20 protein-coding genes and 2 tRNA genes are annotated in these 22,105 nt (G+C 53.4%); 18 read left to right on the top strand and 4 right to left on the bottom strand.

The window, feature by feature from the left end; genetic code table 11:
- The first annotated feature begins 220 nt into the window (after positions 1 to 220).
- A tRNA-Gly gene (locus OGV93_RS16365) sits at positions 221 to 296 on the top strand.
- Between the two features lie 43 nt (positions 297 to 339).
- Positions 340 to 415: transfer RNA gene (locus OGV93_RS16360), tRNA-Gly, on the top strand.
- A gap of 269 nt (positions 416 to 684) precedes the next feature.
- On the opposite strand, the gene queG is transcribed toward OGV93_RS16360, so the two are convergent.
- Entirely contained in the window at positions 685 to 1,824 is a 1,140-nt protein-coding gene (gene queG, locus OGV93_RS16355) for a tRNA epoxyqueuosine(34) reductase QueG (protein WP_287109773.1), read from the bottom strand.
- Here queG and nnr point away from each other — a divergent pair.
- The 15 genes from nnr (at position 1,823) to OGV93_RS16280 (ending at position 19,542) form a co-directional block, all read left to right on the top strand.
- A complete protein-coding gene (gene nnr / locus OGV93_RS16350; RefSeq protein WP_080859590.1) occupies positions 1,823 to 3,370 on the top strand; it encodes a bifunctional ADP-dependent NAD(P)H-hydrate dehydratase/NAD(P)H-hydrate epimerase in 1,548 nt (515 codons plus the stop codon). The two genes, queG and nnr, sit on opposite strands and share 2 nt — an antisense overlap.
- On the top strand, positions 3,342 to 3,803 hold the full coding sequence (gene tsaE / locus OGV93_RS16345; protein ID WP_016151410.1) for a tRNA (adenosine(37)-N6)-threonylcarbamoyltransferase complex ATPase subunit type 1 TsaE: 462 nt from the start codon (positions 3,342 to 3,344) through the stop codon (positions 3,801 to 3,803). The genes nnr and tsaE overlap by 29 nt, the downstream gene beginning before the upstream one ends.
- Positions 3,804 to 3,819: 16 nt before the next feature.
- Complete coding sequence (amiB, locus tag OGV93_RS16340; RefSeq protein WP_065554875.1) at positions 3,820 to 5,151, top strand: N-acetylmuramoyl-L-alanine amidase AmiB; 1,332 nt, start codon at positions 3,820 to 3,822, stop codon at positions 5,149 to 5,151.
- Positions 5,152 to 5,160: 9 nt separating this feature from the next.
- Positions 5,161 to 7,023, top strand: a complete 1,863-nt coding sequence (gene mutL / locus OGV93_RS16335) for a DNA mismatch repair endonuclease MutL (RefSeq protein ID WP_095715632.1) — start codon at positions 5,161 to 5,163, stop codon at positions 7,021 to 7,023.
- The gene (gene miaA / locus OGV93_RS16330) at positions 7,016 to 7,966 is read left to right on the top strand and encodes a tRNA (adenosine(37)-N6)-dimethylallyltransferase MiaA (protein ID WP_016151413.1); all 951 of its coding nucleotides are present in this window, start codon (positions 7,016 to 7,018) and stop codon (positions 7,964 to 7,966) included. Before mutL ends, miaA begins: the two co-directional genes overlap by 8 nt.
- Positions 7,967 to 8,050: 84 nt before the next feature.
- Positions 8,051 to 8,359, top strand: coding sequence for an RNA chaperone Hfq (gene hfq / locus OGV93_RS16325; protein WP_003025584.1), 309 nt, complete (start codon positions 8,051 to 8,053; stop codon positions 8,357 to 8,359).
- 74 nt (positions 8,360 to 8,433) lie between these two features.
- Complete coding sequence (hflX, locus tag OGV93_RS16320) at positions 8,434 to 9,714, top strand: ribosome rescue GTPase HflX (RefSeq protein WP_016151415.1); 1,281 nt, start codon at positions 8,434 to 8,436, stop codon at positions 9,712 to 9,714.
- A gap of 189 nt (positions 9,715 to 9,903) precedes the next feature.
- Positions 9,904 to 11,157, top strand: a complete 1,254-nt coding sequence (gene hflK, locus OGV93_RS16315; RefSeq protein WP_016151416.1) for an FtsH protease activity modulator HflK — start codon at positions 9,904 to 9,906, stop codon at positions 11,155 to 11,157.
- A gap of 2 nt (positions 11,158 to 11,159) precedes the next feature.
- Positions 11,160 to 12,164 carry a protease modulator HflC gene (hflC, locus tag OGV93_RS16310; RefSeq protein WP_016155510.1) on the top strand — a complete coding sequence of 335 codons (1,005 nt, stop codon included), beginning with the start codon at positions 11,160 to 11,162 and terminating at the stop codon, positions 12,162 to 12,164.
- A gap of 82 nt (positions 12,165 to 12,246) precedes the next feature.
- Positions 12,247 to 12,444 carry a DUF2065 domain-containing protein gene (locus OGV93_RS16305; RefSeq protein WP_019078201.1) on the top strand — a complete coding sequence of 66 codons (198 nt, stop codon included), beginning with the start codon at positions 12,247 to 12,249 and terminating at the stop codon, positions 12,442 to 12,444.
- A 102-nt stretch (positions 12,445 to 12,546) separates the two neighbouring features.
- Positions 12,547 to 13,845: an adenylosuccinate synthase gene (gene purA / locus OGV93_RS16300; protein ID WP_003025606.1), complete on the top strand. Its 1,299-nt coding sequence runs from the start codon at positions 12,547 to 12,549 to the stop codon at positions 13,843 to 13,845.
- 216 nt (positions 13,846 to 14,061) lie between these two features.
- Positions 14,062 to 14,487, top strand: coding sequence for a nitric oxide-sensing transcriptional repressor NsrR (gene nsrR / locus OGV93_RS16295; RefSeq protein ID WP_003025609.1), 426 nt, complete (start codon positions 14,062 to 14,064; stop codon positions 14,485 to 14,487).
- Between the two features lie 38 nt (positions 14,488 to 14,525).
- Positions 14,526 to 16,988 carry a ribonuclease R gene (gene rnr, locus OGV93_RS16290; RefSeq protein WP_016151418.1) on the top strand — a complete coding sequence of 821 codons (2,463 nt, stop codon included), beginning with the start codon at positions 14,526 to 14,528 and terminating at the stop codon, positions 16,986 to 16,988.
- 70 nt (positions 16,989 to 17,058) lie between these two features.
- Entirely contained in the window at positions 17,059 to 17,790 is a 732-nt protein-coding gene (gene rlmB / locus OGV93_RS16285) for a 23S rRNA (guanosine(2251)-2'-O)-methyltransferase RlmB (protein WP_003830482.1), read from the top strand.
- A gap of 129 nt (positions 17,791 to 17,919) precedes the next feature.
- Complete coding sequence (locus OGV93_RS16280; RefSeq protein ID WP_287109771.1) at positions 17,920 to 19,542, top strand: isovaleryl-CoA dehydrogenase; 1,623 nt, start codon at positions 17,920 to 17,922, stop codon at positions 19,540 to 19,542.
- A gap of 85 nt (positions 19,543 to 19,627) precedes the next feature.
- On the opposite strand, the gene yjfN is transcribed toward OGV93_RS16280, so the two are convergent.
- On the bottom strand, positions 19,628 to 19,903 hold the full coding sequence (gene yjfN / locus OGV93_RS16275) for a DUF1471 family protease activator YjfN (RefSeq protein WP_016151420.1): 276 nt from the start codon (positions 19,901 to 19,903) through the stop codon (positions 19,628 to 19,630).
- 147 nt (positions 19,904 to 20,050) lie between these two features.
- On the bottom strand, positions 20,051 to 20,380 hold the full coding sequence (gene bsmA / locus OGV93_RS16270) for a biofilm peroxide resistance protein BsmA (protein ID WP_029139740.1): 330 nt from the start codon (positions 20,378 to 20,380) through the stop codon (positions 20,051 to 20,053).
- A 181-nt stretch (positions 20,381 to 20,561) separates the two neighbouring features.
- Here bsmA and yjfP point away from each other — a divergent pair, with 181 nt between their 5' ends.
- On the top strand, positions 20,562 to 21,311 hold the full coding sequence (gene yjfP, locus OGV93_RS16265; protein WP_016155514.1) for an esterase: 750 nt from the start codon (positions 20,562 to 20,564) through the stop codon (positions 21,309 to 21,311).
- On the opposite strand, the gene ulaR is transcribed toward yjfP, so the two are convergent.
- Positions 21,308 to 22,063 (bottom strand): HTH-type transcriptional regulator UlaR, encoded by a 756-nt coding sequence (gene ulaR / locus OGV93_RS16260; protein ID WP_016151423.1) that lies wholly within the window; start codon positions 22,061 to 22,063, stop codon positions 21,308 to 21,310. The genes yjfP and ulaR overlap by 4 nt on opposite strands.
- Between the last annotated feature and the right edge of the window lie 42 nt (positions 22,064 to 22,105).

Raw genomic sequence — 22,105 nt, 5'->3', positions numbered from 1 at the left:
CAGTTGGTAGAGCACGACCTTGCCAAGGTCGGGGTCGCGAGTTCGAGTCTCGTTTCCCGCTCCAAAATTTGAAAGTGCTTGTAAAGCACAGACCACCAATCGCAGAATTTCGAATTGCGACAAGGCGGCAACTGAATGAGTCCTTAGAAGCTTACCGAAGTAAGTGACTTAGGCGAATGAAGGCAGCCAACGCAGTAGTGGTTCGAAAGACGAAGATTAAGCGGGAATAGCTCAGTTGGTAGAGCACGACCTTGCCAAGGTCGGGGTCGCGAGTTCGAGTCTCGTTTCCCGCTCCAAAATTTGAAAGTGCTTATGTCTACAAAGCACAGACACACCCAAGCGGGAATAGCTCAGTTGGTAGAGCACGACCTTGCCAAGGTCGGGGTCGCGAGTTCGAGTCTCGTTTCCCGCTCCAAATTCTTACCCCAATAAAAATATCCACAGCGAATAAATACGTTGGGGACGTTTTGTTTCGTCATTGACATACTCTTGTAAACAGACTTATCCACAGGTTCGGGTATTATTCCTGGAATGCAAAAAACTTAGTCGGGTGAATAGTATTATTTTAACTATTTGAAAATATTGAATTAATTATCATTTCAAATTGTTAATGCGATCACTTGACGATTTTTTCCCTCTTGAATATCAATGTGTTTTTATTTTTATACACAAGCTGTGGATGACTTAAGCGTCACGCGGCAGACCCTTTTCAATGACCCTGACCAAACGTTGTTTCTTCGGTAACTGCACTTCAACTACGCAGGCATTTCGCTTCTCGATTTGCTGAGCAACCGCCCATTCTATGTGTTCGTCGAGAAGTGGGTGCTCACCTCTGCGACTTTCCAGCGCGTGAATAATGGCTTCATCCCATGGGGCATTACCCAGCGCAACGGCGATATTTCGCAGCCAGCGCAGGTGGCCAATACGACGAATAGCAGACCCCTCCGTGACTTTTAAAAACCCCGCTTCGCTCCAGCTAAACAGCTCTATTAACTCCGGAGCATGAAGCTGTTTGCGTGGGTTGAAGTCATCCTCTGTCGTCAACTGCGAGTAACGGTTCCACGGGCAAATGAGCTGGCAATCATCGCAGCCGTAAATTCGATTCCCCAACAGGGGACGAAATTCTTCCGGGATCGCGCCTTCCAGTTCGATAGTGAGATAAGAGATACAGCGGCGCGCATCTACCGTGTAGGGTTCAACGATGGCCCCGGTGGGACAGATGGTCATACAGGCGACGCATTTCCCGCATCCTTCTTCTACTGGGTTGTCGACCGGCAGGGGCAAATCGATCAGTAATTCCCCGAGAAAGAAAAATGAACCAGCTTCGCGATTGAGGATAAGTGAGTGCTTACCTGCCCAGCCAAGCCCGGCTTTTTCCGCTAATGGACGCTCAAGAATGGGCGCAGAATCGACAAAAGGTCTAAAATTCAGCGAAACGCAGTGCTGTTGAATCCTCTCTCCCAGCTTTTTTAAGCGGTTACGCAGCAGTTTATGGTAGTCACGCCCAAGCGCGTAACGGCTGACGTAACCCAGAGAGGGGTTTTTCAACGTGCTGGCAAAGGCCGCATTGGCAGGAAGATAGTTCATACGTACGCTGATGACACGTAGCGTACCGGGTAATAATTCGTGAGGTCGGGCGCGCATCATGCCGTGACGGGCCATCCAGTCCATCTCGCCGTGATAGTGTTTATCCAGCCAGGCCTGCAGTTTGGGCTCCGCTTCGCTGAGGTCGGTATCAGCAATACCGACCTGCTGAAAGCCAAGCTCCAGCCCCCACTGCTTAATATTTTGCGCTAACTGATTGAGATCGAGGGGCTCTGACATGACGGACCATACAATGAAGAAAAACCCCGCAAGTATACCACACTCCATTTGGCACGCCGATGACATCAGGCGGATGGAGCGAGAGGCGGCAGACAGTTTAGGACTGACGTTGTACGAGCTGATGCAACGGGCGGGAGAGGCGGCGTTTCAGGTCACCCGCGAGACATATCCAAACGCTCAGCACTGGCTGGTGTTATGTGGCCATGGCAACAACGGTGGTGATGGTTACGTGGTGGCAAGGCTTGCCAAAGCTCAGGGGCTTGATATTACGTTGCTGGCGCAGGAGAGTGATAAAGCGCTCCCTGAGGAAGCACAGCAGGCGCGCGACGCCTGGCTTAACGCCGGTGGCGTCATTCATGCTGCGGATATCAATTGGCCAGATCGCGTGGACATCATTATTGATGCGCTGTCAGGCACGGGCTTAAAACACGCGCCGCGTGAGCCTCTCTCGGCATTGATCGAACGTGCCAATCACCATCCTGCCCCTGTCGTGGCGATAGACATTCCATCCGGCCTGCTGGCGCAGACGGGCGCGGCGCCGGGTGCGGTTATCAATGCTGCGCACACCGTGACCTTTATTGCGTTAAAGCCTGGTCTGCTAACCGGTAAAGCGCGCGATGTCACCGGACGCCTGCATGTTAACGCACTCGGACTGGACGACTGGCTGGCGGGACAGAACGCGCCGCTGCAACGGTTTGATGCTCAACAGCTTGTACACTGGTTAACGCCGCGTCGACCCACCTCGCACAAAGGCTCCCACGGTCGGCTGGTGATCATCGGTGGAGACCACGGCACGGCTGGCGCAATACGCATGGCCGGTGAAGCGGCGCTGCGTGCAGGAGCCGGGTTGGTCAAAGTGCTGACCCGAAGTGAAAATATTGCGCCTATTCTGACTGCCAGACCGGAACTGATGGTCGATACGCTGACGCCGCAGACTCTGGAAGAGAGCCTGGCGTGGGCGGATGTTGTGGTGATAGGACCAGGGCTTGGTCAGCAGGAATGGGGTAAAAAAGCGCTGCAAAAGGTAGAGAATTTTCGCAAACCGATGCTCTGGGATGCGGATGCGCTGAACCTGCTGGCAATCAACCCCGATAAACGTCACAATCGCGTGATCACGCCGCATCCTGGCGAAGCCGCGCGACTTCTGGGCTGTTCCATTGCAGAAATTGAAGACGATCGATTACTTTGTGCACAACGTCTGGTAAAACGGTACGGAGGCGTCGTCGTGCTGAAAGGCGCGGGTACGGTTGTTGCTGCCGAACAGGCCGAATTGGGTATTATTGATACCGGCAATGCTGGAATGGCCAGCGGCGGAATGGGTGATGTGCTTTCCGGTATTATTGGCGCATTGCTCGGACAGAAGCTTACCCCGTATGATGCGGCATGTGCGGGCTGTGTCGCGCACGGTGCGGCGGCGGATGTGCTGGCGGCGCGTTTTGGTACGCGCGGCATGCTGGCGACAGATCTCTTTACCACGCTACAGCGTATTGTTAACCCTGATGTGATTGACGTTTATCATGATGAATCGAGTAATTCCACTACCTGATGAGCAGGCGACTTTAGACCTGGGACTGCGGGTAGCCAAAGCCTGTGATGGCGCGACGGTAATTTATTTGTACGGCGACCTGGGGGCGGGTAAAACCACTTTCAGCCGGGGATTCCTGCAGGCGTTAGGTCACAAAGGAAATGTAAAAAGCCCCACCTATACGCTGGTTGAACCCTATTCGCTCGATAATTTGATGGTATATCACTTCGATCTGTACCGACTTGCGGACCCAGAGGAGCTGGAATTTATGGGGATCCGCGATTATTTTGCCAATGACGCCATCTGCCTGGTGGAATGGCCGCAACAAGGTAAAGGTGTACTGCCAGACCCGGACGTCGAAATACACATTGAATATCAGGCGCAAGGTCGAGAGGCGCGCATCAGCGCAGTCTCCTCATCGGGTGATTTATTGCTGGCGCGTTTAGCCGATTAACCTTAAGGGTGGCGGGATGATTTATCGCATCAGAAACTGGCTGATGGCAACACTGGTCCTGCTGTGCGCGCAGGCAGGGGCCGCCAGCCTCTCCGATCTTCAGGTGTCCAATGGCGATCAACAAGCGCGGATTACGCTGAGCTTTATTGGCGATCCTGAATACGCAGTTTCGCAGGACGGGAAACGAACCGTCGCGTTGGATATTAAACAAACCGGTGTGATTCAGGGGTTACCGCTGCTGTTTAGCGGCAATAATCTGGTGAAATCTATCCGTTCCGGCACGCCAAAAGATGCGCAGTCTCTGCGCCTGGTTGTGGATTTAACCGAGAACGGCAAAGCCGAAGCCGTAAAACGCCAGAACGGCGGCAATTATACCGTCGTGTTTACCATCAAAGCTGATGCGCCACCGCCGCCTCCACCACCTCCAGTGGTTGCGAAGCGTGTTGAAGCGCCGGTTATCGCCCCGCGCCCTGCCGAGCCTGCGCGTAATCCGTTTAAAGCGGAAAACGATCGCACCACGATGGTAACCAACAGTAATACCTCCACACGACCTGCGGCGCGTGCCAGTACCAGTAACGGCGAAAAAGTAGTTATCGCCATTGATGCCGGACACGGCGGGCAGGATCCTGGCGCTATTGGTCCCGGTGGCACACGTGAGAAAAACGTCACGATTGCCGTGGCGCGCAAACTGCGCAGTTTGCTCAATGATGACCCGATGTTTAAAGGCGTACTCACCCGTGATGGCGATTACTTTATCTCGGTGATGGGGCGTTCAGACGTTGCGCGTAAACAAAACGCCAACTTCCTGGTCTCTATACATGCAGATGCCGCACCAAACCGGGATGCCACAGGTGCTTCCGTCTGGGTACTGTCAAACCGTCGGGCAAACAGTGAAATGGCCGGCTGGCTGGAACAGCACGAAAAGCAATCGGAACTGTTGGGTGGGGCGGGCGATGTGCTGGCAAACAGCCAGTCCGATCCTTATCTCAGCCAGGCCGTGTTGGATCTGCAGTTCGGTCATTCGCAACGCGTTGGGTATGATGTAGCGACCAGCATGATCGGCCAGTTAGAACGTATTGGCTCGATGCATAAGCGTCGTCCGGAACACGCCAGCCTTGGGGTATTACGTTCGCCTGATATCCCGTCAGTGCTGGTTGAAACCGGCTTTATCAGTAACAACAGCGAAGAGCGTCTGTTGGCGAGTGATGACTACCAGCAGCAGCTGGCCGAGGCAATTTACAAAGGATTGCGTAACTATTTCCAGGCGCACCCGATGCAAACCGGGCCTCAGGGCACACAGGCGCAAACCGCCAGTGCGGTATCGCCTGGTAACACGTTAACAAATTAAGGATTAGCCATGCCGATTCAGGTTCTACCGCCACAGCTGGCGAACCAGATTGCCGCAGGCGAGGTGGTAGAACGGCCTGCGTCAGTGGTGAAGGAGCTGGTGGAAAACAGTATCGATGCCGGTGCGACGCGCATTGATATTGATATTGAGCGCGGCGGCGCGAAGCTTATCCGTATTCGTGACAACGGCTGCGGGATTAAAAAAGACGAGCTGGCGCTGGCGCTGGCGCGTCATGCCACCAGTAAAATTTCCTCGCTTGACGATCTCGAAGCCATCGTGAGCCTCGGGTTTCGCGGCGAAGCGCTGGCCAGTATCAGCTCCGTTTCTCGTTTAACCCTGACGTCGCGTACGCAAGAACAACCTGAAGCCTGGCAAGCCTATGCCGAAGGGCGCGACATGGATGTGACGGTTAAACCCGCTGCGCATCCGGTGGGAACCACGCTGGAGGTGTTAGATCTGTTCTACAACACCCCGGCGCGGCGCAAGTTTATGCGCACCGAGAAAACTGAATTTAATCATATCGACGAAATAATCCGCCGCATTGCGCTGGCACGTTTTGATGTGACGATTAATTTGTCGCACAACGGCAAAGTGGTGCGTCAGTACCGGGCAGTGGCTGCGGATGGGCAGCAAGAGCGCCGACTGGGCGCGATTTGCGGCACGCCGTTTCTGGAACATGCGCTGGCGATTGAATGGCAGCATGGCGATTTAACGCTGCGCGGCTGGGTGGCCGATCCTAACCACACAACGGCGGCGCTGGCGGAAATCCAGTACTGCTATGTGAATGGCCGGATGATGCGCGACCGGTTGATCAACCATGCTATTCGTCAGGCCTGTGAAGATAAGCTGGGAGCCGATCAGCAGCCCGCTTTTGTGTTGTATCTGGAAATCGACCCGCATCAGGTGGATGTTAACGTACATCCCGCCAAACATGAGGTCCGTTTTCATCAGTCCCGCCTGGTGCATGATTTTATTTACCAGGGCGTGTTGAGCGTCCTGCAACAGCAGCTTGAAACGCCGCTGCCGTTGGCTGATGACGACGAGCCCGCCCCAAGGCACATCCCGGAAAACCGCGTCGCGGCCGGGCGTAACCATTTTGCCGAACCGGCCCCGGCGCGTGAACCTGCGACGCCGCGTTACTCAGCATCTGCTGGCGCTGGCAGTAGTGGTGGCCGTCAGACGGGGGCCAGCTGGCCTCATGCCCAACCTGGATATCAAAAGCAGCAGGGTGAGATTTATCAGCAACTGCTACAGACGCCGGTTCCGCCGCGTAAAACGCCGGTTTCTGAAACGCCATCAGCACCTCTGACCGGCAACGGTCAGGGCTTTGGGCGGGTGCTAACCATTGTCGGTACGGACTGCGCATTACTCGAATGCGATGGTCATATTCGGTTGCTGGCATTGCCGGTGGCGGAACGTTGGCTACGTCAGGCGCAGTTAACGCCGGACCAGGGCGTCGTTTGCGCTCAGCCGTTACTGATCCCTTTACGTCTAAAAGTGACCGCTGATGAAAAAGCGGCGCTGCAAAAAGGGCAGAGCCAACTGGCTGAGTTGGGTATTGAATTTCAACTGGATGCACAGCATGTGACCATCCGGGCGGTGCCTTTACCCTTACGCCAACAAAATTTACAAATCTTGATTCCTGAACTGATAGGCTACCTGGCGCAGCAGTCCGAATTCGAACCGGGCAATATTGCACAGTGGATTGCACGTAATCTGATTAGCGAGCATCCGCAGTGGAGCATGGCTCAGGCGATTACGCTGTTAGCGGATGTTGAGCGGCTTTGCCCACAACTCGTGAAGGCGCCGCCGGGTGGTTTATTACAACCTGTTGATTTACATTCGGTAATGAATGCCCTGAAACATGAGTGATACCCGTAAGGCGAGCCTGCCAAAGGCGATTTTTTTGATGGGGCCGACGGCCTCCGGTAAAACGGCACTGGCAATTGAATTGCGTAAAGTTTTGCCTGTAGAGTTGATAAGCGTTGATTCCGCCCTTATTTACAAGGGGATGGATATCGGTACAGCCAAGCCTGATGCAGATGAATTACAGGCCGCGCCGCACCGGTTGCTGGATATCCGCGATCCGTCCCAGGCGTACTCTGCTGCGGATTTTCGCCGCGATGCGTTAGCCGAGATGGCCGATATCACCGCCGCGGGGCGTATTCCGCTGCTGGTGGGCGGCACAATGTTATATTTCAAAGCCTTGCTTGAAGGGCTGTCGCCGTTACCGTCGGCAGATCCGGAAGTCAGGGCCAGAATTGAGCAGCAGGCGGCAGAGCATGGGTGGGACGCGTTACACCGACAGCTTCAGGAAATAGATCCGGTGGCTGCGGCGCGTATTCATCCAAATGATCCGCAAAGACTTTCCCGGGCACTGGAAGTTTTTTTCATTTCGGGTAAAACTTTAACGGAGCTGACGCAAACGTCAGGAGATGCTTTGCCGTATCAGGTGCATCAGTTTGCTATCGCCCCGGCGAGCCGTGAACTGCTCCATCAGCGAATTGAGCAGCGTTTTCATCAGATGTTGGCTTCAGGTTTTGAAGCAGAAGTCCGGGCGCTATTTGCCCGTGGAGATTTGCATACGGATTTGCCTTCCATTCGTTGTGTAGGGTATCGCCAGATGTGGTCATACATTGAAGGTGAAATTTCATACGATGAAATGGTTTATAGAGGTGTTTGCGCCACGAGGCAGTTGGCGAAGCGACAGGTAACCTGGTTGCGTGGTTGGGAAGGGGTGCACTGGCTTGACAGTGAAAAGCCTGACCAGGCGCGAAACGAAGTATTACAGGTTGTTGGTGCTATCGCGAACTGAATGTGTACAATTGAAACGTATCGTGCGCAATTTTTCAGAATCGAAAGGTTCAAAGTACAAATAAGCATATAAGGAAAAGAGAGAATGGCTAAGGGGCAATCTTTACAAGATCCGTTCCTGAACGCACTGCGTCGGGAACGTGTTCCAGTTTCTATTTATTTGGTGAATGGTATTAAGCTGCAAGGTCAAATCGAGTCTTTTGATCAGTTCGTGATCCTGTTGAAAAACACGGTCAGCCAGATGGTTTATAAGCACGCGATTTCTACTGTTGTCCCGTCTCGCCCGGTTTCTCATCACAGCAATAATGCCACCGGCGGCACTGGCAGCAACTACCATCACGGTAGCAACGCGCAAGGTTCATCTGCGCAACAGGACAGCGAAGAAACCGAATAAGGTTGTTAGCTGTTTTACACACGGGGAGCCAGCGATCCTGCGTTCCCCGTTGATATATATTAAGGGGTTGACGCTTGTTTGACCGTTATGATGCCGGTGAGCAGGCGGTACTGGTACACATCTATTTTTCGCAAGACAAAGATATGGAAGACCTCCAGGAGTTTGAATCTCTGGTTTCTTCCGCCGGTGTCGAAGCAATGCAGGTGATTACCGGGAGCCGTAAAGCACCGCACCCGAAGTATTTTGTTGGTGAAGGTAAGGCAATCGAAATTGCGGAAGCCGTAAAAGCGACTGGCGCTGCGGTGGTGATTTTTGATCATGCTCTAAGCCCCGCCCAGGAACGTAACCTGGAACAGTTGTGCCAGTGTCTTGTTATCGACAGGACAGGTCTTATTTTAGATATTTTTGCCCAGCGTGCGCGCACCCATGAGGGTAAGTTGCAGGTTGAGCTGGCGCAGTTGCGCCATATGGCTACTCGTCTGGTCCGTGGCTGGACCCACCTTGAAAGGCAAAAGGGCGGGATTGGTTTGCGCGGTCCGGGTGAAACCCAGCTCGAAACCGACCGTCGTTTGCTGCGTAATCGCATTTTGCAAATACAGTCGCGCCTGGAAAAAGTTGAAAAGCAACGTGAGCAGGGGCGACAGTCGCGCAAGAAAGCGGATGTCCCAACCGTATCACTGGTGGGATATACCAACGCCGGAAAATCCACCCTGTTCAACCAGATCACCGAAGCCCGGGTTTACGCAGCGGATCAGCTGTTTGCGACCCTGGACCCAACGCTGCGCCGTATAGACGTAGCGGACGTCGGTGAAACCGTGCTGGCGGATACCGTAGGGTTTATCCGTCATTTGCCGCACGACCTGGTGGCGGCGTTTAAGGCCACCCTGCAGGAAACGCGTCAGGCGACATTGCTGCTGCATGTTATTGATGCTGCAGATTTTCGTGTGCAGGAAAACATCGAGGCCGTCGACACGGTGCTCGAAGAGATCGATGCGCATGAGATCCCGACTCTGCTGGTGATGAATAAAATCGATATGCTGGATGATTTTGAACCACGTATCGACAGAGATGAAGAGAATAAACCCATTCGCGTTTGGGTTTCAGCGCAAACGGGAATAGGTATACCACAGCTTTTTCAGGCTTTGACTGAGCGACTTTCCGGTGAGGTGGCGCAGCATACGTTGCGTTTGCCGCCGCAGGAAGGGCGTCTGAGAAGCCGGTTTTACCAACTTCAGGCAATAGAAAGAGAGTGGATGGAGGAGGACGGCAGCGTGGGTCTGCAGGTTCGTATGCCGATCGTAGACTGGCGTCGCCTCTGTAAACAAGAACCGGCACTGGAAGACTATATTGTCTGACCTGACGGATATGGCCTGAAGATTTTTTCGCCTCTATACCTTGTGGGTTTTGTGCAGCATGAAGGTGGCAAGTCCTGAAATCTTCAGGAGCATAGTTAACTATGTGACTGAGATTAAGGGGCGTAGCCAACGCATCGGCAGCGCAAAATACGCAGGTATAGCATCGCATAACAAATATGGAGCACAAAAATGGCGTGGAATCAGCCCGGTAATAACGGACAAGACCGCGACCCGTGGGGAAGCAGCAAACCTGGCGGCAACCCTGAGGGAAATGGAAACAAAGGTGGTCGCGATCAGGGACCTCCCGATCTGGATGATATCTTCCGCAAACTGAGTAAAAAGCTCGGTGGTCTGGGTGGCGGTAAAGGTGCTGGTTCTGGCGGCGGTAGCTCATCGCAAGGCCCGCGTCCGCAATTGGGTGGTCGAGTTTTTACTATCGCAGCGGCAGCTATCGTCATTATCTGGGCGGCCAGCGGTTTCTACACCATTAAAGAAGCGGAACGCGGCGTGGTGACACGCTTCGGTAAATTCAGCCATTTGGTTGAACCGGGTCTGAACTGGAAACCGACCTTTGTCGACGAAGTGACCCCGGTCAACGTGGAAGCCGTGCGTGAACTTGCCGCATCCGGCGTGATGCTGACCTCTGACGAAAACGTCGTACGCGTTGAAATGAACGTGCAGTACCGCGTGACCGATCCGCAGCGTTACCTGTTTAGCGTAACCAGCGCGGATGACAGTCTGCGTCAGGCAACCGACAGCGCCCTGCGTGGGGTTATCGGTAAATACACCATGGACCGTATCCTGACCGAAGGGCGTACCGTTATTCGTAGCGATACCCAGCGTGAACTGGAAGAAACGATCCGTCCGTACAACATGGGTATCACCCTGCTGGACGTCAACTTCCAGGCAGCACGTCCGCCGGAAGAAGTAAAAGCCGCGTTTGACGATGCCATTGCAGCACGTGAAAACGAGCAGCAGTACATCCGTGAAGCAGAAGCGTACACCAACGAAGTTCAGCCACGTGCTAACGGTCAGGCGCAGCGTATTCTGGAAGAAGCGCGTGCTTACAAAACGCGAACCATCCTGGAAGCACAGGGTGAAGTGGCTCGTTTCGCAAAAATTCTGCCGGAATATAAAGCCGCACCGCAAATTACTCGCGAGCGTCTGTATATCGAAACCATGGAAAAAGTGCTGAGCAATACCCGCAAAGTCCTGGTTAACGATAAGGGCAGCAATCTGATGGTTCTGCCGCTGGATCAAATGCTGAAAGGCGGTAGTGCGCCAGCAGCAAAGAGTGACAGCAGTTCAAACCTGCTGCGTCTGCCGCCAGCAACGACGTCCGGCACTGGAGCAAGCAATACCTCGTCCACCAGTCAGGGCGATATTATGGACCAACGCCGCGCGAACGCGCAGCGTAACGACTACCAGCGTCAGGGGGAATAACGATGCGTAAGTCAGTTATTGCGATTATCATCATCGTTCTGGTAGTTCTGTTCATGTCTGTCTTTGTGGTCAAAGAAGGCGAGCGCGGGATTACTCTGCGCTTTGGTAAAGTTCTGCGTGACGATGAAAACAAGCCGCTGGTTGTTGCACCAGGCCTGCACTTCAAGATTCCGTTTATTGAATCTGTGAAGATGTTGGATGCGCGTATTCAGACCATGGACAACCAGGCCGATCGCTTTGTTACCAAAGAGAAGAAAGACCTGATCGTTGACTCCTACATTAAGTGGCGCATCAGTGACTTTAGCCGTTACTACCTGGCAACGGGCGGTGGCGATGTTTCTCAGGCAGAAGTCCTGCTGAAACGTAAGTTCTCTGACCGTCTGCGTTCTGAAATTGGTCGTCTGGACGTGAAAGACATCGTTACCGATTCCCGCGGTCGTCTGACGCTGGAAGTTCGTGATGCGCTAAACTCCGGTTCTGCTGGCACGGAAGATGAAGTCGCGACACCAGCGGCAGATAGCGCGATTGCCGAAGCGGCTGAGCGTGTTCAGGCTGAAACAAACGGTAAAGTACCGGTCATCAACCCGAACAGTATGGCGGCATTGGGCATCGAAGTGGTTGACGTGCGTATCAAGCAAATCAACCTGCCTGCTGAAGTGTCTGAGGCTATCTACAACCGTATGCGCGCTGAGCGTGAAGCGGTAGCGCGTCGCCATCGTTCACAAGGTCAGGAAGAGGCGGAAAAACTGCGTGCCACGGCGGATTATGAAGTGACTAAAACGCTGGCAGAATCTGAGCGTCAGGGCCGCATCATGCGCGGTGAAGGCGATGCAGAAGCCGCTAAACTGTTTGCCGATGCGTTCAGCCAGGATCCTGACTTCTACGCCTTCATCCGTAGCCTGCGTGCTTACGAGAAGAGCTTCGAAGGCAACCAGGACGTGATGGTCATGAGCCCGGACAGCGATTTCTTCCGCTACATGAAGACACCGAGCACTACGACACGCTAATAAAGTTCCAGCGGTTTTAAACCAGCAAAACCACCGGCATCCCCATGGATGCGGTGGTTTTCTTTTTATAAAAGGACGATGGATGAATTCAACAATTTTGCTGGCGCTCGCGCTGGTTTTGGTGCTGGAAGGCCTGGGCCCTATGCTTTATCCCCGTGCGTGGAAGAAAATGATTTCCGCAATGGCGCAACTTCCCGAAAATACTTTGCGTCGTTTTGGTGGAGGTCTTGTGGTTGCGGGCGTTGTGGTCTACTACATGTTGAGGAAAACGATTGGCTGATCAATAAGTAGCCTATTTTGCGGATTTTTGCATGCAAAAAGTGCTGTATATCTGAAAAAGCGGTGGTAGAATCCATTTTTAAGCAAACGGTGATTTTGAAAAATGGGTAACAACGTCGTCGTACTGGGCACCCAATGGGGTGACGAAGGTAAAGGGAAGATCGTCGATCTTCTGACTGAACGGGCTAAATATGTTGTGCGCTACCAGGGTGGTCACAACGCAGGCCATACTCTCGTAATCAACGGTGAAAAAACCGTCCTCCATCTTATTCCATCAGGTATTCTTCGCGAGAATGTCATCAGCATCATCGGTAACGGTGTTGTACTGTCTCCGTCCGCGCTGATGAAAGAAATGAAAGGACTGGAAGATCGTGGCATCCCGGTTCGCGAGCGCCTGCTGTTGTCTGAAGCTTGTCCGCTGATCCTTGATTATCACGTTGCGTTGGATAATGCTCGTGAGAAAGCGCGTGGCGAGAAAGCGATCGGTACTACCGGTCGTGGCATCGGTCCGGCTTATGAAGACAAAGTAGCTCGTCGCGGTCTGCGCGTTGGCGATCTGTTTGATAAAGCAACCTTCGCTGAAAAACTGAAAGAAGTGATGGAATATCACAACTTCCAACTGGTGAATTTCTATAAAGTTGAAGCAGTTGACTACCAGAAAGTGCTGGATGATGTGATGGCGATTGCCGACATCCTGACCTCTATGGTTGTTGATGTTTCCGATCTGCTGGACCAGGCGCGTAAGCGTGGCGATTTCGTCATGTTCGAAGGCGCACAGGGTACCCTGCTGGATATCGACCACGGTACCTATCCGTACGTAACGTCTTCCAACACCACCGCAGGTGGCGTGGCGACCGGTTCCGGCCTGGGTCCACGTTATGTGGATTACGTTCTGGGTATCATTAAAGCTTACTCTACACGTGTAGGCGCGGGTCCGTTCCCGACTGAGCTGTTTGATGACGTTGGCGAGTTCCTGTGCAAACAAGGTAACGAGTATGGCGCGACCACCGGTCGTCGTCGTCGCACCGGTTGGCTGGACTCCGTTGCGGTACGCCGTGCAGTACAGATTAACTCCCTGTCTGGCTTCTGCCTGACCAAACTGGACGTACTGGACGGTTTGAAAGAGGTGAAAATCTGTGTCGCTTATCGTATGCCGGATGGCCGTGAAGTAACGACTACCCCGCTGGCTGCAGACGACTGGAAAGGTATCGAGCCGATCTACGAAACCATGCCGGGCTGGTCTGAATCCACCTTCGGTGTGAAGGAACGTAGCGGTCTGCCGCAGGCAGCACTGAACTACATCAAGCGTATTGAAGAACTGACCGGTGTGCCGATTGATATTATCTCAACTGGCCCAGACCGTACTGAAACCATGATCCTGCGCGACCCGTTCGACGCATAATTCTGGTTATAGCGTGGCGTCGAATGGCGCTGCGCTTGCACTATCTTAGGCCGGATGAGGCGCTTTGCATCATAATCCGGCTTAAAATCACGTAAGTTCCTCGCTTTTTTCCTTCCTGAACTGAAATAAATTAGCGACCTGGCTGGTGGCTGGTTTATCATCAATGTAATTAATACCACCAGGTTTATCCGTTTTATCCCTTTTCCTGAGGTTGATGTGCAGTTAACAAGTTTCACCGATTACGGATTACGTGCGCTAATCTACATGGCGTCACTTCCCGAAGGACGTATGACCAGTATTTCTGAGGTGACAGAAGTCTACGGCGTGTCCCGTAATCATATGGTCAAAATAATCAATCAACTTAGCCGTGCGGGCTTCGTTACTGCTATTCGAGGAAAAAATGGCGGTATCCGCCTGGGTAAACCAGCTAAGGATATTGGTATTGGTGATGTGGTTCGCGAGCTGGAACCACTATCGTTGGTCAATTGTAGCAGCGAGTTTTGCCACATTACCCCAGCCTGTCGACTTAAACAGGCGCTTTCTAAGGCAGTGCAAAGTTTTCTCACGGAACTGGACAACTACACACTTGCTGATTTGGTTGAAGAGAATCAACCGCTTTATAAATTATTGCTGGTGGAGTGACGAAAATCTTCATCAGAGCTGACAATGGAGGAACCTCGATGTCACAAGATCCTTTCCAGGAACGCGAAGCAGAAAAATACGCGAATCCTATCCCGAGCCGGGAATTTATCCTCGAACATTTAACTAAACGTGAAAAACCGGCCAACCGCGATGAGCTGGCCGCTGAACTCAACATTGAAGGTGAAGAGCAGCAAGAAGCGCTGCGTCGCCGCCTGCGCGCCATGGAGCGTGACGGGCAACTGGTCTTCACTCGTCGTCAGTGCTATGCGCTGCCGGAGCGTCTTGACCTGCTGAAAGGTACCGTTATTGGCCACCGTGATGGCTACGGCTTTCTACGCGTTGAAGGCCGCAAAGATGACCTGTACCTGTCCAGCGAGCAGATGAAAACCTGTATTCATGGCGATCAGGTGTTGGCACAGCCGCTGGGAGCGGACCGTAAAGGTCGTCGCGAAGCGCGTATTGTGCGCGTACTGGTACCGAAAACCAGCCAGATTGTCGGTCGCTACTTCACTGACGCTGGCGTTGGGTTTGTCGTCCCTGACGACAGCCGCCTGAGCTTTGATATCCTGATCCCGCCGGAAGAGGTGATGGGTGCTCGTATGGGCTTTGTGGTCGTGGTTGAGCTGACCCAGCGTCCGACGCGTCGCACTAAAGCGGTGGGTAAAATTGTTGAAGTCCTGGGCGACAACATGGGAACCAGCATGGCCGTTGATATGGCGCTGCGTACTCATGAAATCCCGTATATCTGGCCTCAGGCGGTCGAAAAACAGGTCGCCGGACTGAAAGAAGAAGTGCCGGAAGAAGCGAAAGCCGGACGTGTCGATCTGCGCTCCCTGCCGCTGGTCACTATCGATGGCGAAGATGCGCGTGACTTCGATGATGCGGTTTACTGCGAGAAGAAGCGCGGCGGCGGCTGGCGTTTATGGGTGGCGATTGCTGACGTAAGCTATTACGTTCGCCCGCCGACTCCGCTGGACCAGGAAGCGCGCAGCCGTGGCACATCCGTCTACTTCCCATCGCAGGTTGTTCCGATGCTACCGGAAGTGCTGTCTAACGGATTGTGTTCGCTCAACCCGCAGGTGGACAGGCTGTGTATGGTCTGTGAAATGACCATTTCGTCGAAAGGCCGCTTAACAGGCTTTAAATTCTACGAAGCGGTTATGAGCTCCCATGCGCGTCTGACCTACACCAAGGTCTGGCACATGCTGCAGGGCGATCAGGAACTGCGTGAGCAGTACGCGCCGTTGGTTAAACACATTGAAGAGCTGCATAACCTCTACAAAGTGCTGGATAAAGCGCGTGAAGAGCGTGGCGGTATCTCGTTTGAAAGTGAAGAAGCGAAGTTTATCTTCAATGCTGAACGCCGTATTGAGCGTATTGAGCAGACGCAGCGTAATGACGCGCACAAACTGATTGAAGAGTGCATGATCATGGCGAACATCTCAGCGGCGCGATTCGTTGAGAAAGCCAAAGAGCCGGCACTGTTCCGTATTCACGATAAGCCGACGACCGAAGCGATTAATTCGTTCCGTTCGGTGTTGGCGGAGCTGGGGCTGGAGCTGCCCGGCGGTAATAAACCCGAGCCGCGTGATTACGCTGAACTGCTGGAGTCGATTGCTGACCGTCCTGACGCAGAAATGCTGCAAACTATGCTGCTGCGTTCAATGAAGCAGGCGATTTACGATCCGGAAAACCGCGGTCACTTTGGCCTTGCGTTGCAATCTTATGCACACTTCACCTCGCCGATCCGTCGTTACCCGGATCTCTCCTTGCACCGGGCGATTAAGTATCTGCTGGCGCAGGAGCAGGGCCATAAAGGCAACACCACGGAAACGGGTGGCTACCATTATTCGATGGAAGAGATGCTGCAGCTGGGTCAACACTGTTCGATGGCCGAGCGCCGTGCTGACGAAGCCACACGCGACGTCTCTGACTGGCTGAAGTGCGACTTCATGCTGGATCAGGTAGGTAATGTCTTCAAAGGCGTGATCGCCAGCGTGACCGGGTTTGGTTTCTTCGTCCGTCTTGATGAGCTGTTTATCGACGGTCTGGTGCATGTCTCCTCCCTGGATAACGACTACTACCGTTTTGACCAGGTTGGGCAGCGTCTGACGGGAGAATCCAGCGGTCAAATGTATCGCCTGGGCGATCGCGTGGAAGTTCGCGTGGAAGCGGTCAACATGGACGAGCGTAAAATCGACTTCAGTTTGATCTCCAGCGAACGTGCACCGCGCAATGAAGGTAAAACCGCGCGTGAAAAAGCGAAAAAAGGCGATGCGGGTAAAAATACCGGTAAGCGTCGTCAGATGGGCAAAAAAGTGAATTTCGAGCCGGATAGCGCTTTCCGCGGCGAGAAGAAAGGCAGAGCCAAACCTCAGGCGGATAAAAAAACGGCTGAGAAGAAAGGCGATAAAAAAGCGAAAAAACCATCGGCAAAAACGCTTAAAATCGCTGCCGCCACCAAAGCTAAACGCGCGACGAAAAAGAAAGTCGCGCAATAACAGCCATAAACAGTAAGTCGGGCAACCTCGCGTTGCCCGCGTTACGCATAAACTATTAACGAGTACATTCATGAGTGAAATGATTTACGGCATCCATGCGGTGCAGGCTCTGCTGGAACGTGCGCCTGAGCGCTTCCAGGACGTCTTTATTCTCAAAGGTCGTGAAGATAAACGCCTGCTGCCGCTGATCCACGCACTGGAAGCACAGGGTGTTGTCATTCAGCTGGCTAACCGCCAGTTCCTGGATGAGAAAAGCGAGGGTGCGGTACATCAGGGAATTATTGCTCGCGTGAAGCCGGGTCGTCAGTATCAGGAAAACGATCTGCCGGATCTGATTGCTACGCTCGATCAGCCGTTCTTTTTGATCCTCGATGGTGTTACCGATCCGCATAACCTGGGGGCATGCCTGCGTAGCGCCGATGCTGCTGGCGTCCATGCTGTTATCGTACCGAAGGATCGTTCTGCGCAGTTGAATGCAACGGCGAAAAAAGTGGCTTGCGGCGCGGCAGAAAGCGTACCGCTGATCCGTGTGACCAACCTGGCGCGCACTATGCGTATGCTGCAGGAAGAGAATATCTGGATCGTCGGAACCGCAGGTGAAGCTGACCATACTCTCTACCAGAGCAAAATGACCGGACGTCTGGCGCTGGTGATGGGCGCAGAGGGTGAAGGTATGCGTCGTTTGACCCGCGAACACTGTGACGAACTGATCAGCATCCCGATGGCTGGGAGCGTTTCGTCGCTGAACGTTTCAGTTGCGACGGGCATCTGCCTGTTTGAGGCTGTACGCCAGCGCGGCTAAACTATCTCCCTCATTTCTCTCTTCTCTCAAGCCATCCTTCGGGATGGCTTTTTTGTGACCGTTGTCCCATGCGTGCTCCCCTCTGTCTGACCATACTTAAGGTGACGGCCATTGACGGAGGGAGACACAATGCACTGGCAAACGCATACCGTTTTTAACCAACCTGTACCGCTCAATAACAGCAACTTATATCTGTCCGATAGCGCGCTGTGTGAAGCGGTTATCCGTGAAGGCGCTGGCTGGGACAGCGATCTTCTCGCCAGTATTGGTCAGCAGCTAGGGACTGCCGAGTCGCTCGAGCTTGGCCGTCTGGCCAATGCTTTTCCACCCGAGTTGTTGCGCTACGACTCGCAGGGTCAGCGGCTGGATGATGTGCGTTTTCATCCTGCCTGGCATTTACTGATGCAGGGATTGTGCGCCAATCGCGTACATAATCTGGCCTGGGAAGAAGACGCGAGGCAGGGAACATTTGTTGCCCGGGCGGCCCGTTTCATGCTGCATGCGCAGGTGGAAGCGGGCACGTTGTGTCCGGTTACCATGACTTTTGCCGCCACGCCGTTGTTACTTCAGATGTTACCTGCCCCCTTTCACGACTGGTTTACACCGCTGCTAAGCGACCGTTATGACTCGCATTTACTGCCCGGAGGGCAAAAGCGTGGGTTATTGATCGGCATGGGAATGACCGAGAAGCAGGGGGGGTCAGATGTGCTGAGCAATACCACTCAGGCAGAACGTCTTACAGACGGCTCGTATCGGCTGGTGGGACATAAGTGGTTTTTCTCCGTGCCGCAAAGCGATGCCCATTTGGTACTGGCCCAGGCAAAGGGAGGCTTATCCTGCTTTTTTGTACCGCGATTTTTACCCGACGGGCAGCGTAATGCTATCCGTCTGGAGCGGCTGAAAGATAAGTTAGGCAATCGCTCCAACGCCAGCTGCGAGGTTGAATTCCACGATGCGATTGGCTGGCTATTGGGTGAAGAAGGGGAAGGGATACGTCATATCCTGAAAATGGGTGGGATGACGCGTTTTGACTGTGCGCTCGGCAGTCATGGCATGATGCGACGTGCTTTTTCTGTCGCGATTTACCATGCGCACCAGCGACAGGTTTTTGGCAAACCATTGATCGAACAGCCGATGATGCGCCAGGTATTAGGTCGGATGGCGCTCCAACTGGAAGGTCAGACGGCGTTACTGTTCCGACTGGCGCGGGCCTGGGACCGTCGCGCTGATGCCAAAGAATCTCTGTGGGCCAGGTTGTTCACACCAGCAGCGAAATTCTCTGTTTGCAAGGCCGGTATGCCGTTTGTTGCAGAGGCGATGGAAGTGCTCGGTGGGATTGGCTACTGCGAGGAGAGTGAATTGCCGCGCCTGTATCGTGAGATGCCGGTAAACAGTATCTGGGAGGGCTCTGGCAACATTATGTGCCTCGATGTATTGCGGGTGCTGACAAAACAACCCGGCATATACGATATGCTCAGCGAAGCCTTTGCTGAGGTAAAAGGGCAAGACCGACATTACGATCGAATGGTACGTCAACTACAGCAGCGTTTACGTAAACCCAGCGAGGAGTTGGGACGGGATATTACACAGCAGCTTTTCCTGCTCGGTTGCGGGGCGCAGATGTTGCGCTATGCCTCTCCGCCAGTGGCGCAGGCCTGGTGTCAAATGATGCTCGATACGCGTGGTGGACTACGATTGTCCGAGCAGGTGCTGAACGACTTGCTCCTGCGGGCAACGGGGGGATTACGGTAATAATATGCCTGATGGCGACGCTGGCGCGCCTTATCATGCCTACATTCAATGTAGGCCGGATAAGTTTACGCCATCCGGCAATCTGTTAAGCATAGAGAATGGCCTGTACGCGCCAGTTGTCGGGCTGCTGGTCTTCGTACATCTGAATGATCCGATACCATGAGGCACCCTGTTCATCCGCTTTTAACGCGACTACTCGTTCTACATCCTGCGGATTCCCTGCAATGTTACTGACAGATATCAGGCCAATTTCGTTCAGGCCTGTAACGCAGTCAGCACTGGCGAACTCGGCAGACTGCGCCGTAGTACCTACCAGTCCGGCAGAAAGCAGCAGTGAGGATAAGGCAAGTGATTGTTTCATCGTCAGCTCCATTATTCGTACCCCTACACACGGCAGGGCATTCCATCGCGATTATAAACCTCAAGCTTCCTGCTGTTGGTTTATTGTGCACAGGTAAACGCATAGCGGCGCAAAGCAATGTAAAGCTGACTAAATTCCAACCCAATGTTATTTACGATACAAAATAGCCTGTGAATACCATTGGCCTGTCACGATGGTTTCATCCACTAATAAAACCACGTAGTAATCAGCTTTAGCCGCGACGGCTTTGTCACGGATCTCTGCCAGCGCATCATCCGGAGAGCCTCTTACCAGCGCGCTGACCGTTCCTATTCGCTGTAACCCATTACTCTGGTCACGGCGGATCTCCTGCGGGTGGTCGGCAACGGGCGGTGCGGGTTGGGGCGTTCCCTGTAGCACGCTACAGGCGCTTAAAAGCATCACCAGCAATAAAGAGGCAAACCGACGCATAACTCTATCTCGTTTCCTGATAGCCATAGTGTAGTGCCTTATCAATTTCCCTTTAGGGGAATGTTCCCGAAGTGTTATCTCTCACGCGATTTTCGAATGAAAATGTTGCGAAAGCGTAACCCAGTTCTCAACATTATGAATCATTGCCGAACACATTCGCTTGCGTTAAGTATTGCTGCATGGCATACCAGAAAAAAAGAGGCGAAAAATGATCGAAATTGAAACACGACAGTTGGCTGGTATCCCTGTCCTGCACGCCGTTCCGGCTGGCAAACGCGAGTGTTCACTCCCTTGCATTATTTTCTATCACGGGTTTACATCTTCAAGTCTGGTCTATAGCTATTTTGCCGTTGCTCTGGCTCAGGCCGGATTCCGGGTTGTCATGCCCGATGCGCCCGACCATGGTGCCCGCTTCAACGGTGATGCTCAGGAGCGAATGTTTCGCTTCTGGCATATATTGCAGCAAAACATGCAGGAGTTTACGACGTTACGTGCGGCGCTGGTGGCGGAAAATTGGCTATCAGATGAAAGACTTGCTGTTGCGGGGGCGTCGATGGGAGGCATGACGGCGTTGGGCATTATGGCCCGCCATCCCGAGGTTAAATGTGTAGCCAGCCTGATGGGTTCGGGCTATTTTACCCGTCTTGCACAGACGCTTTTTCCCCCTTTACGAGTCCAGACGCCAGAGCAGCAGGCGGAGTTCGATGCCGTTATCGCACCGCTCGCCGAATGGGACGTTACGCATCAGCTACAACGCCTGGCCGACAGACCGTTGCTGTTGTGGCATGGACAGGAGGACGATGTGGTGCCCGCGGTTGAAACCTTCCGCTTACAGCAGGCGCTGATTCAGGCAGGGCTGGATAACAATTTAACCTGCCTGTGGGAAGCGGGCGTACGCCACCGTATCACGCCAGAGGCGCTGGCTGCGACGGTAACGTTTTTTCGCCAGCACCTTTAAACGCGCACGATGCTTACGCCCTGAGCTTCAAGTTGTTGCAGAATCTCAGGGTTAGCATTTTTGCCGGTAATGAGCATATCGATTTGATCGGCGCGACTGAACAGCATCCCCGCGCGTTCACCGACCTTACTGCTATCGACCAGCACCACCAGTTTACCCACTACGTTAAGCATCTTCTGCTCAGCCATCGCGGTTAGCATATCGGTTTTATACAGTCCGTCCGCGGTCAACCCTTTACCGCTGGTAAACATCCAGTGTCCGGCATACAGGCTATTTTCGCTGCCTTGCGGACTAAGCGTGATGGACTGGCTTTTGTTGTATTGCCCTCCCATGATGATCACGCTGTCATGCTCCTGGTCGATCAGATAGTTCGCCAGCGGCAGATAATTGGTGATGATCTGCACTGGCTTGCCGCACATTTCACGACCAAGCAGGAAGGCGGTTGATCCGCAGTTGATCACCACGCTTTCACCCGCATTTACAAGCTGGGATGCGGCCTTGGCAATGCGAACTTTTTCATCGTGGTTCTGCGCCTGATGCAGATTCATAGGTGTCCAGCGCGGACGTTGCTGGGTGATGGCTTCTGCGCCATTGCGGACTTTCTTGAGTTTGCCGCTTTCGTCGAGTTTATTGATGTCCCGGCGTGCTGTGGCTGGTGAAATCCCCAGACGCTCAATCACGTTCTCAACGGTAACAAAGCCCAACTGCGCCAGCATATCCAGCAATATTTGATGTCTTTGTGCTTCAGTCATGAGCTATTCCGATACAAATTGATTTGAAAAGATGATATTTGA

Origin of the sequence: Citrobacter sp. Cb031 (assembly GCF_030336725.1) — a bacterium.
Lineage (GTDB): Bacteria > Pseudomonadota > Gammaproteobacteria > Enterobacterales > Enterobacteriaceae > Citrobacter > Citrobacter braakii.
Note: the sequence above shows the minus strand (reverse complement) of the source record. Positions and strands in the feature narration are given on the sequence as shown.

Coding starts and splice junctions, on each gene's coding strand:
- yjfP (WP_016155514.1), top strand. CDS start 20,562: ATGATCGAAATTGAAACACGACAGTTGGCTGGTATCCCTGTCCTGCAC.
- queG (WP_287109773.1), bottom strand. CDS start 1,824: ATGTCAGAGCCCCTCGATCTCAATCAGTTAGCGCAAAATATTAAGCAG.
- rnr (WP_016151418.1), top strand. CDS start 14,526: ATGTCACAAGATCCTTTCCAGGAACGCGAAGCAGAAAAATACGCGAAT.
- ulaR (WP_016151423.1), bottom strand. CDS start 22,063: ATGACTGAAGCACAAAGACATCAAATATTGCTGGATATGCTGGCGCAG.
- hflK (WP_016151416.1), top strand. CDS start 9,904: ATGGCGTGGAATCAGCCCGGTAATAACGGACAAGACCGCGACCCGTGG.
- amiB (WP_065554875.1), top strand. CDS start 3,820: ATGATTTATCGCATCAGAAACTGGCTGATGGCAACACTGGTCCTGCTG.
- hfq (WP_003025584.1), top strand. CDS start 8,051: ATGGCTAAGGGGCAATCTTTACAAGATCCGTTCCTGAACGCACTGCGT.
- purA (WP_003025606.1), top strand. CDS start 12,547: ATGGGTAACAACGTCGTCGTACTGGGCACCCAATGGGGTGACGAAGGT.
- rlmB (WP_003830482.1), top strand. CDS start 17,059: ATGAGTGAAATGATTTACGGCATCCATGCGGTGCAGGCTCTGCTGGAA.
- miaA (WP_016151413.1), top strand. CDS start 7,016: ATGAGTGATACCCGTAAGGCGAGCCTGCCAAAGGCGATTTTTTTGATG.
- bsmA (WP_029139740.1), bottom strand. CDS start 20,380: ATGGCTATCAGGAAACGAGATAGAGTTATGCGTCGGTTTGCCTCTTTA.
- OGV93_RS16280 (WP_287109771.1), top strand. CDS start 17,920: ATGCACTGGCAAACGCATACCGTTTTTAACCAACCTGTACCGCTCAAT.
- nnr (WP_080859590.1), top strand. CDS start 1,823: ATGACGGACCATACAATGAAGAAAAACCCCGCAAGTATACCACACTCC.
- hflC (WP_016155510.1), top strand. CDS start 11,160: ATGCGTAAGTCAGTTATTGCGATTATCATCATCGTTCTGGTAGTTCTG.
- OGV93_RS16305 (WP_019078201.1), top strand. CDS start 12,247: ATGAATTCAACAATTTTGCTGGCGCTCGCGCTGGTTTTGGTGCTGGAA.
- mutL (WP_095715632.1), top strand. CDS start 5,161: ATGCCGATTCAGGTTCTACCGCCACAGCTGGCGAACCAGATTGCCGCA.
- tsaE (WP_016151410.1), top strand. CDS start 3,342: ATGATGAATCGAGTAATTCCACTACCTGATGAGCAGGCGACTTTAGAC.
- yjfN (WP_016151420.1), bottom strand. CDS start 19,903: ATGAAACAATCACTTGCCTTATCCTCACTGCTGCTTTCTGCCGGACTG.